Consider the following 16013-nt stretch of genomic DNA (forward strand, 5'->3'; position numbering starts at 1 on the left):
CTTTATGCGTTTTGCGGCGGCTTTGACGGCGGGCGCCGTGGTGGCAGTCGCAACCCTGTTTCCGGGACTGGCGCTGGCAGCCGAGGCCCACGAGCTGCCGGGCGAAACAATGTCGCTATGGTGGGCGCTGCCCTTTGCCGGCCTGCTCCTGTCGATCGCCACCGGACCATTGCTCTTCCCCCACGTCTGGGAGCATCACTACGGCAAGATCACCATCTTCTGGGCGGCGCTTGCGGTCGCGCCGCTGGCGATGGCGTTCGGCATGTCTTCGGCCACGGAGGCGGTGCTGCATGCGCTGCTCACCGAATACATGTCGTTCATCGTTCTTCTGTTCGCGCTGTTCACCATTTCGGGCGGCATCCTCGTTGCCGGTAACATCCATGGCACGCCGCTGGTGAATGCCGGACTGCTGCTGGTCGGGGCGATGCTCGCCTCGGTCATCGGGACGACCGGCGCTTCGATGATCCTGATCCGGCCGATCCTGCGCGCCAACGATAACCGGCCGTTCAACGCCCATGTCGTCATCTTTTTCATTTTCCTGGTGTCCAACATTGGCGGCTCGCTGACGCCGCTCGGCGATCCGCCGCTGTTCGTCGGCTTCCTGCGCGGCGTCGATTTCTTCTGGACCACCACCAATCTCTATCAGGAGACACTGTTCGTCGGCGGCCTGGTGCTGGCTGTCTTCCTGGCTTTGGACGTCATCCTGCATCGCCGCGAGGCTGGTGCGCCGAAGATCAAGGATCCGACACCTGATGCGAAGGTGCGCATCCGAGGCCTGGCCAACGTCCCGCTGCTGGCCGGGGTGATCGGCGCGATCCTGCTTTCCGCGACCTGGAAGCCGGGCGTGGCTTTCTCGGTCCAGGGCGTGAGCCTTGAATTGCAGAACCTCGTGCGCGACGCCATCATCCTGGCGCTTGCCTTCCTTTCGCTCGGCGTCTCGCACAAGAGCCACAGGCAGGCGAACAACTTCCACTGGGAGCCAATCGCCGAAGTGGCGAAACTGTTCGCCGGCATCTTCATCTGCATCGTGCCGGTCATCGCCATTCTCAGGGCCGGCCCCGACGGCGCGCTGGCGCCGCTGGTCTCGCTTGTCAGCTCGCCCACGGGCGAGCCTAACGACCTTGCCTATTTCTGGATGACCGGAGCGCTGTCATCCTTCCTCGACAATGCGCCGACATATCTGGTGTTCTTCGAGCTCGCCGGCGGCGACCCGCAGCATCTGATGACCACCTTCGCATCGACGCTGGCGGCGATCTCGGCCGGCGCGGTGTTCATGGGCGCCAACACCTATATCGGCAACGCACCGAACTTCATGGTTTACGCCATTGCCAGACATCGCGGCGTCAAGATGCCGGGCTTCTTCGGCTACATGGCGTGGTCGGGCGCGGTGCTGATTCCAATATTTTTGCTTGCCGGCTTTTTGTTCTTCGGGTGATTACCCTACTCCGACATAACGGCGCGCCGCCGATGGGTCGGCGCGCAATTCCTCGACATCGACGGTCTCGCGGTTGCGGCCGTTCTCGATGAACGAGACCCGGTCGGCGACGGACAGCACGGCATCGACCCGCTGCTCGACCAGGATCGTCGAGACACCAAGGTCGCGCAGCTTCGACACCGTATCGCGGATTTTTGCGATCATCGACGGCATCAACCCTTCGGTCGGCTCGTCGAGCAGCAGCACCTGCGGTTCGAGGCACAGTGCACGCGCCATGGCCAGCATCTGCTGCTCGCCGCCCGACAGCGTGCCGGAGCGTTGTCTCAGCCGCTGGCGCAGCAGCGGGAAGAGGTCGAGCACGTTTTCGCGCGTCGTCTTGCCCTTGCCGCGCGCCATCAGGCCGATCTCGATGTTTTCCGCCACCGTCATCTCGGCGAACAGCCGCCGGCCCTGCGGCACATAGGCGACGCCGGCCTTCGGCACGTCGTGCGCCGGCAGGCCGGTCAATTCCCGCCCTTCGAGCCTGATCGAGCCGGCGCGTGAGGGAACGAGGCCCATGATCGCCTTCAGCGTCGTCGTCTTGCCGGCGCCGTTGCGGCCGAACAGGCAAAGCACCTCGCCCTTGTTCAGCACGAGGTCGAGGCCATAGAGCACCTGGACCTCGCCGTAGAAGCAGTCGAGCCCGGAGATGGTCAGTGCTTCAGACCGTGTTTCAGCCATGGGTCGTCCCCAAATAGGCGTCCTGCACCTCGGCATTGGCGCGGACCTGCTCGGGCGTGTCTTCAGCCAGGATCTTGCCGGCATTGAAGACGGTGATGCGGTCGGCCAGCTGCATGACAACAGGCATGTTGTGTTCGATCAGAAGCACGGTTGCGCTTTTGGCGATCTCGCGCACCAGCCCGATGAAATTGTCGATCTCGCTATCGGCCAGCCCCTGCGTCGGCTCGTCGAGGATCAGCAGGCGCGGTTTCAGCGCCAGCCCCATCGCCACTTCGAGCAGGCGCTGATGGCCATAGGACAATTGCCCGGCCGGCATGTGGGCGCGGTCGGCAAGACCGGTGCGCTCCAGCGCCGCCATGACGCCGGCATGAACGGCGCCTTTCGAGCGGCCATCGGTCAGCGTGCGCTGCACCGGCAGCGCGACGTTGTCATAGGCGGAGAGATTGGCAAAGACGCTGGTGATCTGGAAGGTGTAGGCGATGCCAAGGCGGACCCTGGCGTAGGCTGGCAGATTGGTGATATCGGCGCCGTCGAAGACGATCATGCCCGAGGACGGCTGGATGCGGCCGCTGACCAGGCTGACGAAGGTGGTCTTGCCGGCGCCGTTGGGGCCGATGACGGCGCGGATCTCGCCCGGCATGAGGGCGAAGTCGACACCGTCGACGGCGCGCAGGCCGCCGAAATTGCGGGACAGGCCCTTGGTCGTCAGCAACGGCGTCATGGCAGCCATCCGAGCCAGCGCTGGCGAATGGTGCCGAGAATACCTTTGGGGAAAAACAGCACCAGCAGGATGAGGGCAATGCCGACGATCAGCAGATAGGCGGAGGTATAGCCACTGGTGATGTCGACGACATAGTACATGAACAGCGTGCCGATCAGCGGACCGAGCGTGGTCGCAGCACCGCCAAGCAGGACCCAGAGCAGAGGCAGAATGGAATACTGCACCGAGGCGAAAGTCGAGCCGACATAACCGAACAGCAGCGCGTAGGCGGCACCCGAAGCCGCACAGATTGTGCCGGAGACGACAACCGCGACGAGCTTGTTGGAAAACGTGTCGTAGCCGAGCATTTTGGTCCGCTCCTCGTTCTCGCGGATGGCGACCAGCACACGGCCATACCTCGAGCGGACGACAACGAGCGTCACCAGCAGCACGATCGAGAACAGGACCAGCGCGCTCATATAGCGCACGGTTGGATTGGTGAGGCCGAGCGACGTGTCGCCCAAGACAAGCACACGCGCCGACTGCGGCACCACCAGGCCCTGATCGCCGCCGGTCCAGGCTGCGAGATAGAGGATTATGAGGTAGAACACCTGCGCGAACATCATGGTGACGATCATGAAGGCGACGCCAGAAGTGCGCAGCGCCAGCACACCGATGATGAGCGCAAGAGCCGCGCCGCAGACAAGGCCGGCGGCGAAGGCGGCCGGCACGTTCCAGCCGAGATGGATGACGGCAAGGCCTGCACCATAGAGCCCGGCCGAAAAGAACATGGCGTGGCCGAGGCTGAGCAGCCCGACATAACCGAACAGCATGTTGTAGCCCATGGCGAAGACCGCCAGCACCATGATGCGGGCGAGCAGTCCGTGGTGATACTCGGGGAGGACGAAGCTTAGGGCGAACAGCAGGACGATGACGCCCAGATGCAGCGCGTAGGCTTTTGCCGGTGAAGCCTCCTTCATCGCGATGCCATCCCGAACAGGCCTTGCGGTCGGAACACCAGCACCATGGCAACCAGCAGCGTGGCGATGATCTTGGCTAGCGTCGGCGAGAAGAACACCGAGATGATGCCGTCCGACAGGCCGATCAGCACGGCCGCGACGACCGTGCCGCGGAGCGAGCCGAGCCCGCCGATGATGACGACGATGAAGGACAGGAGCAGCGGGTCCTGCCCCATCAGATAATGCGCCTGGCTGATCGGCACGATCAGCACCGCGGCCACCGCCGCCAGCATGGCGCCGAGCGCGAAGACGCCGGCATAGACGCGGTCGACCGGGATGCCGAAGGCCTGCGCCGTCTCGCTGTCATATTGCGTGGCGCGCATGACGAGGCCGATTTTCGTGCGTGTCAGCACGAACCACGTCGCGACTAGCAAAAGCGCCGATGCGGCGATGATCGAAAGCTTGTAGCCGGAATAGCCGAACCACGGCAGAAGGATGCGGTAGCTGAAGGGCGGCTCCACCGGCCGTGCCTCCGGACCATAGAAGGTCAGCGCCAGTTGCTGGATGATGTAGAGCATGCCGATGGTGGCGACGATGGTGGCTTCCGGATTGTAATTCAGCCGGCGCAGCACCAGCCGTTCGGCGACGAGTGCGATCAGGCCGACGGTCAGCGGCGCCAGCACCAGCGCGGTCACGAAGCCGAGCGCCGGATGGCCTGATATGGCCGTAGAGATCGCCCAGGCAAGCACCGCGCCCAGCATGAAGAACTCGCCATGGGCGACATTGACGACGCGCATGACGCCGAACACCAGCGAAAGGCCAAGCGCCGTCAGCGCCAGCACGGCGGAGGTGACAAGGCCTTCGAGGGCGGCGAGGAGGAGATGAGGTCCGAAATGCATCGGCTAAGCACCAGCGGATGCGCGAAGCACCCCCCTCTGTCCTGCCCTCTTTGTCAAAACTTGGCATCTCCCCCTCAAGGGGGGAGATTGGCAGTTCCTACGAAAGCGCCCACCTACCGACCTCCACAATTGGCGAAGGCGGTTGCAACAGCCGATCTCCCCCCTTGAGGGGGAGATGGCCGGCAGGCCAGAGGGGGGTAGGCCGTAGGGCACTTGCTTACAGAACCAAGCTCACAGCGCCTGCGTCGTGTAATCCCCTTCCGGCTCGTAGAGGCCGTCCTCGATCTTGGTCTTGTGGACGACATTCAGCCGGCCACCTTCGACCTTGGAGATGTTCTGGATACCAAAACACTGATGGATCTTGCCGTTGAAGGTTTTTGGTCCCTGCGGATGCTCGGGGCCCTCGGCGAACTCAGTCAAGGCCTCGGTTGCCTCGACCAGCTTGGTGCGGTCTTGCGGGCCCTTGTAGCCGGCATCCTCCATCGCCTTCTTGACGACATAGAGCGTTTCCCAGCAGCCGAACATGTGCGCGGCGGTGGAGACGTCCTTGGGATCGCCGACGGCGGCGCCATTGTCGTCGATGCCGACAGCGGCGCGATAGGCCTTCTGCGCGGCGGAATCGTCAGGCTGCGCGTAGCGCGGCGAGCCTTCCCAGAAATGGCTGCCGTCGAGGAATTCGAGGCCTGGGCTGTTGATGTCGGTGGCTTCGAGCGAATCGATGAAGCCGAACAGCTGCGGCCGGTTGGAGCCGTAGAATTCGCCGAGTTCCTTGACGAAGGTGAGCACCGCAGGGCCGACCATGACGTGGTAGATCACCTCGGTTTCGGCCGGGATCTGCGGAAAATATTTGGTGAAGGACGATTCCGTCGGCGGGATGGCGATCTGGGCGATGACCTCAGCACCTTGCGCCTTCAGTGCCGGCGGCAGGTAGTCGCGGTGGTCGTAGCCGAAGGCGAAATCGGGAAAGATCTGCGTCACCTTCTTGCCGGCGTTCGCCGCGATCCAAGGCGCCATAGACTGGATCTGGCTCTTCACGTCGGTGATGCCGGGCTGGAAGACGTAGCGGTTGAGCTTGGTCGAGGCGACGTGATGGCCTTCGCTGACGACAAAATACGGCATCTTGGCTTCGCCGGCGGCAGGCGCCGAGCCGATGACGACATGTGAAAACAGCGTGCCGAAGACGATGTCGGTCTTGTGCTGGGTGGCGAACTTGCCGACCACTTCGGCGCCGCGGCCGGGATCGGTGCCGTCATCCTCGATGATCACCTCGACCGGCCGGCCGTTGATGCCGCCGGCATCGTTGATCGCCTTGACCGCCGCGGCGGTGGTCTTTTCATACCAGCGGCCATAGGCGGCGCCGATGCCGGTGCGGTGGGACTGGAAGCCGATCTTTATCGGCGCCGAGCTTTGTGCCTGGCTGTAGCGCACGAACCCAGGGGCGACGGCAAGTCCGGCGCCCGCGGCCAATCCCTTCAGCGCCGTGCGGCGGCTGAAACCGGTCTTGGAGAGATCGAAAAACCCATTCTTGTCAGTCACGGCAGTTCCCCTTGTTTTTTGAGTTTTGACCAACGGCTGTAGCGAGGCAGGCCGCTCCCGATGAGAGCGCCGAAATTGCATGTGTACAAACTAAATCATCAAAGCCCTGATGTGGCAAGCGAGCTTCCCCAAGGATCGATCGACAGCATCGAGCCGGGCTTTTGTGTCATCCGGCCGCCGGCGTGGCAAGCAACCAGAGCCCAAAGATCGTATAGGCGATCATCAGCACGGTTAGTGGAAATTGGCTCAGCGCGGCGCGGGCGGGAACCGGATGCAGTCGCCAGGCGAAGCCATGGGCGACGAGCACGGCGAGCATGTGGCCGGCGATGATGACGCCGGCCTGGACGTTCCACAGCCACCATGCCGAGCCGGCCCCGGCGACGACGCCTGCTTCGATCTGCATGTCGGCGGTGCCGAACAGGTTCCAGCCCAAAGCAAACGGGTCGGACAGCGCGGCAATGGCGTATTGGCCGTCGACGAGCAGCGCCGTCAGATAGTGTGCGACATGATAGGCAAGCGCGATCGGCACGATCGACCAGACCAGCAGCCCCGCAGCCTGACTGAGGGAATGCGGGCTACCGGCAAGGCGCTGGCCAAGGACAATTGCAAGGATGAACGCGGCTGCAAGCAGGACGAACGTCAGCACCAGCCCGAAGGTGCCGATGCCGGTCACTGTCGTGCGGCCCGGAAACTCCAGCGGATTGATGCCGAACAGGCCGAGCCAGAAGAAGGTTTTCGACAGGCCGTCGAAGGAGACCGATGACAGCGCAAGCAGCAGGAAAGCAATGCCGCTGGACGACAGCGGCGCGACATTGCTGAGCTTGGCGCCCGGCCAGCAGAGACTGAGCCGGCCGTCTTCGTTCCGCTCAAGGAGGGCGAAGCGCGCAATCATGGCGAAGAACACGGTCAGGAACTCGCCGTTGCGGCTCCAGTCGCGATGGCCGAACACCAGCATGGCGGCAAAACTCAACAACCAATAGAGGCCGGCGGCCCAGGCGAGCCGCGCCGGATCGTCGGGCGCCGGGTCGATCAGCTCGAACCAGGCGAAGACGAAGAACAGCACGAAAGCCGGCCAGCAGCCGAGCCACGGGGGCGGGCGCCATGTCTGTCGCTTGCCGAACAGGCTGGAAATGACATGCCGAGGCCCGTACCAGGGGTTCAGCCATGACCAGAGATTGCCGAACAGCCCCTGCAGCAAAACCAGCCCAACCCAGAGCAACGTCCAGATCGTCAGCGGCAGCGGGTTGGAAAGCGGATCGCGGCTGCCGAACAGGCCGGCCGCAACGAGAATTGCAAAGCCGGCAAATGATATCAGGCTGACGACTGTTCGTGCGCCGTCGCCGAATGCGAAAAGCGGAAGGCGCCGCCGCCAAAAGCGGTCGAGAAAGTCTGACGGCAGCAGTGCGAGCACGAGGAAGCTGGCGGTGACGGCCAGTGCGCCGCCGGCGACGTAGTAGCCGGTGGGAAGGAGCAGGACGTGGCCGCGATCGGAGGCATGGGCGAAAGCGGGGGTGGATGACAGGAGGATCAACGAAGCCGCAAAGAGCATTGCTGTCGCCAAGCGGCAGCGCTCTACGGCGCCCCCCTCTGTCCTGCCGGACATCTCCCCCACTTGGGGGGAGATTGCGCCGTCATTGCCGCTTTCGCCAATCGCCAAAGTTGCAGAGGGAGAGCCGGCGGCGGAACTGCCAATCTCCCCCCTCGTGGGGGAGATGTCCGGCAGGACAGAGGGGGGCGCGAAGGAACTCATACTGTGCAAGAGTTCCCTCACCCTCACACCTTGACCAGTTGCTCCACGCGGTCTTTTTCGCCGAAGATCCTGATGTAGCGCGCGATCTCTTTCTCGTCGCCGGTCGCCTTGGCCGGATTGTCGGAGAGCTTGACCGCCGGGCGGCCATTGGCTTCGGTGACCTTGCAGACCAGCGAGATGGCGTCGAGGCGGTTGGTTTCGGTCGGCGCGCAACCTTCGAAATCATTGGTCAGGTTGGTGCCCCAGCCGAAGGACATGCGCACCTTGCCGCGGAAGTGGCGGTAGGTTTCCTCGATGGTCTCGACCTCGAGCCCGTCGGAGAAGATGAGCAGCTTCTGCTTCGGGTCCTTGCCCTTTTCACGCCACCAGGAAAGGATCTTCTCGCCGCCCTCGATCGGCGGGGCGCTGTCGGGACGGAAGCCGGTCCAGTCGGCGACCCAGTCCGGCGCGTCTCGCAGGAACGAAGCGGTGCCGAAAGCATCGGGCAGCACGATCAGCAGATTGCCGCCATAGTAGCGCTGCCAATCCTGCAGCACCTTATAGGGGGACTGCTTCAATTCCTTTTCCGAATTGGCGAGTGCGGCAAGCACCATCGGCAATTCATGCGCATTGGTGCCGAGCGCTTCGAGGTCGTTATCCATGGCGAGCAGCACGTTGGAGGTGCCGGTAAAAGCCTCGCCGACGCCCTCCTTGAGCGCCTCGACGCACCAACGCTGCCACAGGAAGGAATGGCGGCGACGCGTGCCGAAATCCGAAATGCGGATACCGGGCAGCGCTTTCAACCGCTCGGTCTTGGCCCACATCTTGGCCTTGGCGCGGGCATAGAGCACGTCGAGCGCAAACGGTCCGAACGCCCGCATGGCCGCGCGCGAGCGCAGCTCGTTGATGATGGCGAGCGCCGGGATCTCCCACAACGTCGTGTACATCCACGGACCGCTGAAAGTCAGCTCGTATTGGCCATTGCGCTTGGAAAGCTCGTATTCGGGCAGTCGGAAATTTTCGAGCCAGGCGAGGAATTCAGGTTCGAAAATCTGCTTGCGGCCATAGAAGGTATTGCCGCCGAGCCAGATCATCTCCTTCTTGGAGAAACGCAAAGTGCGCGCATGGTCGAGTTGATCACGCAGTTCCGCCTCGTCGATCTCTTCGGCGAGACAGACCGAAGTGGTGCGGTTGATCAGCGAGAAGGTGGTGTCGACCTTGGGATACATGCCCCAGATCATCTGCAGCATCAAAAGCTTGTAGAAATCGGTGTCGAGCAGGCTGCGGACGATCGGGTCGAGCTTCCAGGTGTGGTTGTAGACGCGCCGCGCTATATCGGTCTTAGTCATGTCTCAATGCCGCCTTCGCTGCTCCCTGCGGAATGCCTCTTAGCATTGAATTTTGGAAAGTGCTGCCGCTTTGCGGGCTGGCCCGACAAAAAGAGAACCCTGCGGCATGTATGCGGCTCCGGCAATTGCAGCCTCAGGATGCGGTCTTAGTGCCGACCACCCGCAGCGCCGGGCGCTTCCTGCGGATACCGATGCGGCCCGCCACCGGCGCATCGGCGCGGCCGTCGGCCTGCTCCTTTTCGGCAAACAGCCAGTCGATGAACAGCTGCACGATCGGCGCCGACCTCATCTCGTTGCGACAGACGACGTAGAAATCGTCGACTGCCGGCACCGACAGGCTGAACGGCGCGACCAGCAGCCCCCTGGCGAGCAGCCCGCTTGCGGTCACCGTATCGCCAAGCGCCACGCCGTGGCCATGAACCGCAGCTTCGCTCGCCATGCGGGCGTCGCCGAGATGATGGCGGCGGCCGCGCTCCAGGTCCAGCGCGTCGGCGGCGGCCAGCCAGGTGTGCCATTCACGACCGTCGTCGCCATGCAGGAAGACATGATCGGCGAGATCGCGCACGGTGCGGATCGGACGGTTGTTGATCAGCGTCGGACTGACCACCGGGAACAGTTCGAGACCCGACCATTTGCGCATCCAGCAATCGGTCCAGCTGCCGTCGCCATAGTGCACGCAGATGTCGATATGCGGTGCCCGGATGTCCTTGGCGTCGTTGGACGGGATCAGCGTCAGCCTGATATCAGGGTATTGCGAGGTGAAGCTGCCGAGCCGCGGGATCATCCACAGCAAAAGCAGCGCCGGCACGCAGGACACTGAGAGTGCGCCGGTGCTGGCCGGCCGGGTCATGCGCTGCGTGGCGGCAGCTATGCCGTCGAAGGCGGTCGACACCGCCGGCAGCAATTCGGCGCCGTGCGGCGTCAGCTTCACCCGCTGGCCGGCGCGCTCGAACAGCTTGACGCCAAGCGACTGTTCGAGCGCCTTGATCTGGTGGCTGATGGCGCCATGAGTGACGTTCAGCTCAGCCGCCGCCTTGGTCAGCGAGGCGTGACGCGCCGTCGCCTCGAAGGCCCGCAGTGGATTCAAAGGTGGCAGACGCTTGGCCATCAGAGCCTCAAACCTGTGAGATTTCCTCACAACGAAGACCCTAACAATATCAATTGATTTTTCAATGCGGCTACAAGACACTTTGCCCGGGAACAGTATCAAGACCTGAATCCGCAAGCAGCCGGCGGGATGGCGACCGTCATTGATGGCCGCAATGCACCAGCCATGGAGGACCGACGTGGGTTATAACAGCAGCAAGCTCGAAGCGTTGCGCCGCAAATACGGCGAAAGCCATGGCGGGGAAATGTTCGACCCGAAATTCCGAAAGGTCGCCGACAAGATCTTTTCCAAGAGCGGCACGCGGCTGGCGCCCTATTCCGGCATCCCGACCTTCCTCGCCGCGCCGTACCGGGAAATTGCCGCCGACAATCCGGATTTCGGCGATCTGCAGGTGGCGATGATCGGTGTGCCGATGGACCTCGGCGTCACCAACCGGCCGGGTTCCCGTTTCGGGCCAAGGGCACTGCGCGCTATCGAACGCATCGGCCCCTACAACCATGTGCTGGAATGCGCGCCGACACATGAGCTGAAGGTCGCCGACATCGGCGACGTGCCGTTCCAGAGCCGCTACCGGCTGGAAACCAGCCATGACGACATCGAGCGCCGTACCAACCAGATCGTCGACGCCGGCGTCATTCCGCTTTCGGTCGGCGGCGATCATTCGATCAGCCATCCGATCCTAAAAGCTGTCGGCAAAAGGGCGCGGGTCGGCATGATCCATATCGACGCCCATTGCGACACCAGCGGCCTGTTCGACATGACCAAGTTCCATCACGGCGGGCCGTTCCGCAACGCGGTGCTGGACGGCGTGCTCGACCCGACCCGCACAATCCAGATCGGCATCCGCGGCTCGGCCGAATATCTATGGGAGTTCACCTACGAATCCGGCATGACCGTCGTCCATGCAGAAGAGGTGACCGGCCTCGGTATCCCTGCCATTATCGAGAAGGCGCGCAGCATAGTCGGCGACGGCCCGACCTATGTGTCCTTCGACATCGACAGCGTCGATCCGGCCTTCGCGCCAGGCACCGGCACGCCTGAGGTCGGCGGGCTGACAACGCGGGAAGTGCTTGAACTGCTGCGCGGCCTGAAGGGCCTCAACATCGTCGGCGGCGACGTCGTCGAGGTGGCGCCGCAATATGACGCGACCACCAACACCGCCCATGCCGGCGCGCAGGTGCTGTTCGAGATTCTCAGCCTGATGGTGTTCAGCCCGGCGATAACAGGCAAGGGAGCCTGAGATAGCCGACAGCAAATCCAAGGCGACCGCTGCGCTGGAGCCGGCGGCCGCATTAAACAAAACAAGCTTCCAGCAGGGGAACGACAATGACATTTCACATGAAGCTCAGATCATCCATCGCCGCCGCGCTGATGCTCGCCGGTTTTGGTATCGCCACCCAGGCCGCCAATGCCGACGCGGTCGACGACATCACTAAGGCCGGCGCCATCAATGTCGGCATTTTCTCCGACTTTCCGCCCTTCTCCTCGGCCAGTGCCGATATGAGCATCAAAGGCTATGACATCGACGTGGCGCAGTTCATCGCCGACCAGCTCAAGGTCAAGCTCAATTTGGTCAGCGTGACCGGCCAGAACCGCATCCCGTATCTTACCGACAAGCGCGTCGATATTCTGATGAGCGTCGGCTATTCCAAGGAGCGTGAGCAGGTGATCGATTTCGCCGCCGCCTACGCGCCCTACTATATCGCCGTGATCGGCCCGGCTGCGCTCAAGGTCGAAGGCAAGGACGACCTCGCCGACAAGTCGATCGCCGTCAACCGCGGCACGCTGGAAGATACGTCGCTTACCGAGGCGGCACCCGCCTCGGCCGATATCCGCCGTTTCGACAATTATAATTCCGTCATCCAGGCCTTCATCTCGGGTCAGACCCAGCTGATGGTCGTCGGCAACGACGTCGGCGCCCAGGTGCTCGCGCGCCAGGAGGCGCTGAAGCCGGAGCAGAAGTTCCAGCTCCTCACCTCACCCTCGCATATCGGCCTCAACAAGAACGAGGACCGCCTGAAGCAGGCCGTCAACGACGCGGTCGCCAAGATGCTGGCCGACGGCAAGCTGGACGAAAGCTCGAAGGCCTGGCTCAAGACGCCGCTCAATCCCGACAATCTCAAGGATTGACATCGCGTGGGCTACAGCCTCGACTTCGGCTGGCTTGCCGATGCAACAGGCGCGATCGCGCGAGGGGCGGCCACGACGATCCTCTTGATCGTTGTGACCACGCTGGCGGGCACGTTCCTCAGCATCCTCGGCGCGGCAGGGCGGCGAAACGGCCCTGTCCTGCTCAAGCGGGCGATCGGCGTCTATGTCGAGGTCATGCGCAATACACCGTTCCTGGTGCAGCTGTTCTTCATCTTCTTCGGGCTGCCCAGCATCGGCATAAGGCTCGATCCGGTGCTGGCCGCCATGCTGGCGATGACGCTCAACATGGCGGCCTACACGATCGAGATCGTCGGCGCCGGGCTCGACGCCGTGCCGCGCGGGCAGACGGAAGCAGCACTGGCGCTCGGGCTCAGGCCGCGCCAGGTCTTCGTCAAGGTTGTGCTGCCGCAGGCGCTCAAGGTGATCTTTCCGGCGCTGACCAGCCAGATCGTCATTATGATGCTGGAGTCCGCCGTCGTGTCGCAGATCGCAGTGCGAGAGTTGACCTACGAGGCCGACATGCTGCAGGCGCGGACCTTCCGCGCTTTCGAGACCTATTTCGTGGTGACGATGGTCTATCTCGTCCTGTCGATGGGGCTGCGCCGGCTGCTGGTCAGCGGCGGCCGCCGCGCTCTGGGAGCCGGGGTGTCATGATCGAATTCACCTTCTGGGATATTGTGCGCAACCTTCTGCTCGCCGCGCGCTGGACGGTGCTTCTGTCACTGGCCGCCTTTGTCGGCGGCAGCGTGGTCGGCATGGTCGTTCTGTTCTTCAGGATCGCCAAGAACAAGTGGAGCCGGCGAATTGCTTCGGGCTACATCGCGCTTTTCCAGGGAACGCCGCTGCTCATGCAGCTCTTCCTGATGTTCTTTGGCCTGCCGATGCTGGGCTTGCGTATCGAACCGTGGACCGCCGCCGCACTTGGACTCACCTTCTTCGCCAGTGCCTATCTCGCCGAAATCTGGCGCAGCGGCGTCGATGCGCTGCCGCGCGGCCAATCGGACGCCGGGGCCAGCCTCGGCCTTCATTATCTGCAGGAACTCAGGCTGATCATCCTGCCGCAGGCGTTTTCGATCACCCGCGCGCCGACCGTCGGTTTCCTGGTGCAGCTGGTCAAGTCGACCGCGCTGACCTCAATCATCGGTTTCGAGGAACTGGTCAGGACATCCAACGCCATCAACAATGCGACCTTCGAGCCGTTTACTGTCTATGGGCTAGTCGCTTTGATTTTCTTCATCATGTGCTTCCCGCTGACGCAATACGCACGTTCGCTTGAACGACGTGCGGCTACAAACTAGGATGCCGGTTCTGCGCTGTGGAAAACGATCGATAGCGATAACCGTGTTTCCGGCTGCCTCGTCGGAGCGATCCGGTAAGAAGAGTTCTGTGTACTCTCCACAATGCTCTAGGGAAGGCTCGGGATGAGAATTGCAATGTTTGTCGCGTTGGCGGCGACAGTGGCTGGATGCGCGACCTCTCCGGTCGACTATGGAGCGTCGCTTTCGAAGCAGGACCAGAAATGGGCGTCACCGGAATGCCAGCAAGCCCGCATGGAGGCTATGGACTACGACGTACGCGAAAAGAAGCAGCCGGGTTGGGGGACCGGCGTCTTTCTCGGCCCGTACGGATTAGGGCTCGCAGCAGCCATCAAGGAGCACCAGCAGAAGCAGCGAAAATTGTTCGCCCGCGAGGTGCACTTGCGGTGCTCAAGTCTGCCATTGCCAGAGGAGTTGCAGAGCGATCCAACGGCCGCAAGTGCAAATCAGACGAAATATCCGTAGACGTCACGCCGTCCTTCGCGACGAAAGCGTGAGGGTCGGCACACACAAAGTTGGACAGCCGTCGGACGAACCGGCAGCCGCTTTCATCAATGCGCAAAGGAGAGCGGTGGCGCGATCCTGTCCCGCCGCAGCCAGCGCGCCAGAAGCAGCACCGCCACCACCGCCAGACCCAGCGACAGGCCGATCCAGATGCCGACGCCGTCGAGCCCGGAATAGAAGGCGAGAAGCACGCCGAGCGGCAGGCCGATGCCCCAATAACCGATCGCCGCATAGATCATCGGCACCGTGGTGTCGTGCAGGCCGCGCAGCATTCCTGCGGCCACGGCCTGCGCGCCGTCGAAAATCTGGAACAGCGCGGCAAAGGCAAGGAACGACACGGCAAGCCCGATCACCCTGGCATTGGCCGGATCGCCAAGGTCGATAAAGGCGCTGATCAGCAGTTGCGGCCACAGGATCATCACCAACCCCATCAGCGCCATGAACGAGACGCCAATGACAAAGGCGGTCCAGCCGGCGCGGGAAACCCCTTCCGCATTGCCGGCGCCATGGGCGAGCCCGACGCGAACCGTCGCTGCCTGATTGAGGCCGAGCGGCACCATGAAGGAGATCGAGGCGATCTGGATGGCGATGGCATGCGCCGCGAGCGAGGCCGCATCGATCAGGCCCATGAGAAGGGCTGCCGCGTTGAAGATCGTCACCTCGAAGGCGAGGAGGCCGGCGATCGGCAGGCCGAGCCGCAGCAACCCCTTGAAGCGTGGCCAGTCGGCTCGCCAGAAGCGCCCGAACAGGCGGTAGCGGCGAAATTTCGGCTCAAGCATCACCACAGCCGCCATGCCGACGAACATCAGCGTGCTGGACAGCGTCGTGGCGAGGCCGGAGCCAGCAATACCCATCGCAGGGGCGCCGAGATTGCCGAACATGAGCACCCAGTTGAAGAAGACATTGCAGGCGACGGCGACGAAGACGATGACCAGCGCCCAGCCCGGCCGCTCCAGCGCCGAGATGAACGAGCGCAGGACGATATAGCCGTAGAAGGGCAGGACCGCCCATTCGAGCCAGCGCAGGTAGATGCCGGCCTGGTGCGCGAGCGCCGGCTCCTGGCCCATGGCCAGCAACACGGCCTCGCCGTGCCAGAGAAAGATCCAGATTGGAATGCAGATGAGGATCGCCAGCCAAAGGCCCTGCCGCACGGTGCGGCGCAGGTCGCGCACCGAGTGGCGGCGGCGGCCGAGTTCCGTGGCGATCATCGGCGAGGTCGCCAGCATCAGGCCAAGCCCGAAAATCAGCGGCATGAAATAGAGGTTGGCGCCGAGCGCGCCGCTGGCCAGTGTGTCCGGACCCAGCCGCCCCATCATCATGACATCGGTGGCGGTCATCGCGGTCTGGCCGAGATTGGTGAGCACCATCGGCCAGGCGAGCGCCAGCGTCGCCCTGATTTCCTGACGCCAAAGATTTTCCGGCGCACGAGCGCCGGCTTCGATCGCAGACATTTTTTCGCCTATCCGATTGCGGCGCGTCGGCAAACACCGGAAGCCGCGTCTCAACGCGGAAAGTGGCCGGTTGGCCCGGATTCCGCATCAACGGCACGGCTTGTCTACGAAATTGGTAGGGATGGCAAGAGGCTGACGCAGCCAAGGATTAAGCCA

At 63.1% G+C, this 16013-nt stretch carries 15 protein-coding genes; 6 read left to right on the forward strand and 9 right to left on the reverse strand.

Annotation, left to right across the window (positions count from 1 at the left end; genetic code table 11):
* Positions 1-4: 4 nt before the first annotated feature.
* On the forward strand, positions 5-1435 hold the full coding sequence (locus tag NKH73_RS01780; protein ID WP_352927181.1) for a sodium:proton antiporter: 1431 nt from the start codon (positions 5-7) through the stop codon (positions 1433-1435).
* On the opposite strand, the gene NKH73_RS01785 is transcribed toward NKH73_RS01780, so the two are convergent.
* The 8 genes from NKH73_RS01785 to gcvA all read right to left on the reverse strand — a co-directional run bounded on the left by NKH73_RS01785 (position 1436) and on the right by gcvA (position 10435).
* Complete coding sequence (locus tag NKH73_RS01785) at positions 1436-2155, reverse strand: ABC transporter ATP-binding protein (protein ID WP_352927184.1); 720 nt, start codon at positions 2153-2155, stop codon at positions 1436-1438.
* Positions 2148-2876, reverse strand: coding sequence for an ABC transporter ATP-binding protein (locus NKH73_RS01790; RefSeq protein WP_352927187.1), 729 nt, complete (start codon positions 2874-2876; stop codon positions 2148-2150). Before NKH73_RS01790 ends, NKH73_RS01785 begins: the two co-directional genes overlap by 8 nt.
* Entirely contained in the window at positions 2873-3835 is a 963-nt protein-coding gene (locus NKH73_RS01795) for a branched-chain amino acid ABC transporter permease (protein WP_352927191.1), read from the reverse strand. Before NKH73_RS01795 ends, NKH73_RS01790 begins: the two co-directional genes overlap by 4 nt.
* Complete coding sequence (locus NKH73_RS01800) at positions 3832-4713, reverse strand: branched-chain amino acid ABC transporter permease (protein WP_352927194.1); 882 nt, start codon at positions 4711-4713, stop codon at positions 3832-3834. The genes NKH73_RS01795 and NKH73_RS01800 overlap by 4 nt, the downstream gene beginning before the upstream one ends.
* Before the next feature lie 231 nt (positions 4714-4944).
* Positions 4945-6249, reverse strand: coding sequence for an ABC transporter substrate-binding protein (locus tag NKH73_RS01805; protein ID WP_352927197.1), 1305 nt, complete (start codon positions 6247-6249; stop codon positions 4945-4947).
* Between the two features lie 166 nt (positions 6250-6415).
* Positions 6416-7798, reverse strand: coding sequence for a hypothetical protein (locus NKH73_RS01810; protein WP_352927200.1), 1383 nt, complete (start codon positions 7796-7798; stop codon positions 6416-6418).
* Between the two features lie 224 nt (positions 7799-8022).
* Positions 8023-9327 (reverse strand): nicotinate phosphoribosyltransferase, encoded by a 1305-nt coding sequence (pncB, locus tag NKH73_RS01815; protein WP_352927203.1) that lies wholly within the window; start codon positions 9325-9327, stop codon positions 8023-8025.
* 133 nt (positions 9328-9460) lie between these two features.
* Positions 9461-10435, reverse strand: coding sequence for a transcriptional regulator GcvA (gcvA, locus tag NKH73_RS01820; RefSeq protein WP_292397631.1), 975 nt, complete (start codon positions 10433-10435; stop codon positions 9461-9463).
* Between the two features lie 154 nt (positions 10436-10589).
* Here gcvA and speB point away from each other — a divergent pair, with 154 nt between their 5' ends.
* The 5 genes from speB (at position 10590) to NKH73_RS01845 (ending at position 14367) form a co-directional block, all read left to right on the forward strand.
* Positions 10590-11675 carry an agmatinase gene (gene speB / locus NKH73_RS01825; RefSeq protein WP_502893906.1) on the forward strand — a complete coding sequence of 362 codons (1086 nt, stop codon included), beginning with the start codon at positions 10590-10592 and terminating at the stop codon, positions 11673-11675.
* An 86-nt stretch (positions 11676-11761) separates the two neighbouring features.
* A complete protein-coding gene (locus NKH73_RS01830) occupies positions 11762-12565 on the forward strand; it encodes a transporter substrate-binding domain-containing protein (protein ID WP_352927210.1) in 804 nt (267 codons plus the stop codon).
* Between the two features lie 6 nt (positions 12566-12571).
* Positions 12572-13240, forward strand: a complete 669-nt coding sequence (locus NKH73_RS01835) for an amino acid ABC transporter permease (protein WP_352927213.1) — start codon at positions 12572-12574, stop codon at positions 13238-13240.
* A complete protein-coding gene (locus tag NKH73_RS01840) occupies positions 13237-13884 on the forward strand; it encodes an amino acid ABC transporter permease (RefSeq protein WP_352927216.1) in 648 nt (215 codons plus the stop codon). The genes NKH73_RS01835 and NKH73_RS01840 overlap by 4 nt, the downstream gene beginning before the upstream one ends.
* Positions 13885-14007: 123 nt before the next feature.
* Positions 14008-14367 carry a hypothetical protein gene (locus tag NKH73_RS01845; RefSeq protein ID WP_352927219.1) on the forward strand — a complete coding sequence of 120 codons (360 nt, stop codon included), beginning with the start codon at positions 14008-14010 and terminating at the stop codon, positions 14365-14367.
* 86 nt (positions 14368-14453) lie between these two features.
* On the opposite strand, the gene NKH73_RS01850 is transcribed toward NKH73_RS01845, so the two are convergent.
* A complete protein-coding gene (locus NKH73_RS01850; RefSeq protein ID WP_352927222.1) occupies positions 14454-15857 on the reverse strand; it encodes an MATE family efflux transporter in 1404 nt (467 codons plus the stop codon).
* Between the last annotated feature and the right edge of the window lie 156 nt (positions 15858-16013).

The organism is Mesorhizobium sp. M0938 (assembly GCF_040319125.1).
Taxonomy (GTDB): domain Bacteria; phylum Pseudomonadota; class Alphaproteobacteria; order Rhizobiales; family Rhizobiaceae; genus Mesorhizobium; species Mesorhizobium robiniae.